General features: G+C 76.7%; 2 protein-coding genes. One reads left to right on the plus strand and one right to left on the minus strand.

Features of this window, described 5'->3' with window-relative positions; all coding sequences use genetic code 11:
- Positions 1-37: 37 nt before the first annotated feature.
- A complete protein-coding gene (locus tag KPL57_RS71675; RefSeq protein ID WP_308253638.1) occupies positions 38-679 on the minus strand; it encodes a tripartite tricarboxylate transporter substrate-binding protein in 642 nt (213 codons plus the stop codon).
- Between the two features lie 107 nt (positions 680-786).
- Between KPL57_RS71675 and KPL57_RS65595 the strand changes: the two genes are divergently transcribed.
- Complete coding sequence (locus KPL57_RS65595) at positions 787-1,422, plus strand: tripartite tricarboxylate transporter substrate-binding protein (RefSeq protein WP_226359509.1); 636 nt, start codon at positions 787-789, stop codon at positions 1,420-1,422.
- Positions 1,423-1,427 lie beyond the last annotated feature (5 nt).

The following is a 1,427-nucleotide window of genomic DNA, read 5'->3' on the forward strand; positions in this document are numbered from 1 at the left end:
CACGCGTTCGCCCGCGGTCACCGCGAGCACCCGCAGGTCACCGGTCCCGATCTGGTCGGCGAACTCGCCCACCCCGGACACCGCGAAGGCCACCTCGCCGCGCAGCACCGCCGCGAGCAGCGGACCGCCGCCCTCGTAGGACGCGTAGTGGACCCGGGCCGGCGCGATGCCGGCGCCCTCGGCCAGCAGCATCGTCGCGAGGTGGTCCGGCCCGCCGACGGTCGAGCCGCCGCCGACGGTGGCGGAGCCCGCCGGGAGCGGCGTGCCAGGCGTCGAGCAGGGCGCGGACGTCCCGGTAGGGCGAGTCCGCGGGCACGACGACGATCTCCGACTCCTCGGTCAGCCGTGCGATCGGCGTGGTGTCGGCGAGCGAGAGCGGGGTGTCGCGCGAGGCGGTCGCCCCGACCACCCCGAGCCCCATGCTCATCAGCAGCCTGCCGTTGCCGGCCTCGCCCTCGATCCGGCCGAGCCCGGCGATCCCGCCGGCACCGGACAGGTTGAACACCTCGACCGGACCGGTGATCCCGTTGTCGGACAACACCTTCGCCGCACTGCGGGCGGTGACGTCGTAGCCGCCGCCCGGCGGGTTGGGCACGAGGATGCGCAGGTCGGACAGCGGCCGGGGCCCGCCGGTCAGCACGATCGGGACGACGACCGCGGCGAGGGCCAGCACGAGCACCGCGACCAGCGCGGTGACCTGGCCCCGGCGGGCGCGGCGGGCGGGCGCCTCGGAGGGCCGCCGCCCGCCCGCCGCGCCCGCCGGGCCAGGTCACCGCGCTGGTCGCGGTGCTCGTGCTGGCCCTCGCCGCGGTCGTCGTCCCGATCGTGCTGACCGGCGGGCCCCGGCCGCTGTCCGACCTGCGCATCCTCGTGCCCAACCCGCCGGGCGGCGGCTACGACGTCACCGCCCGCAGTGCGGCGAAGGTGTTGTCCGACAACGGGATCACCGGTCCGGTCGAGGTGTTCAACCTGTCCGGTGCCGGCGGGATCGCCGGGCTCGGCCGGATCGAGGGCGAGGCCGGCAACGGCAGGCTGCTGATGAGCATGGGGCTCGGGGTGGTCGGGGCGACCGCCTCGCGCGACACCCCGCTCTCGCTCGCCGACACCACGCCGATCGCACGGCTGACCGAGGAGTCGGAGATCGTCGTCGTGCCCGCGGACTCGCCCTACCGGGACGTCCGCGCCCTGCTCGACGCCTGGCACGCCGCTCCCGCGGGCTCACCGTCGGCGGCGGCTCGACCGTCGGCGGGCCGGACCACCTCGCGACGATGCTGCTGGCCGAGGGCGCCGGCATCGCGCCGGCCGGGTCCACTACGCGTCCTACGAGGGCGGCGGTCCGCTGCTCGCGGCGGTGCTGCGCGGCGAGGTGGCCTTCGCGGTGTCCGGGGTGGGCGAGTTCGCCGACCAGATCGGGACCGGTGACCTGC

The organism is Pseudonocardia sp. ICBG601, from assembly GCF_020496245.1.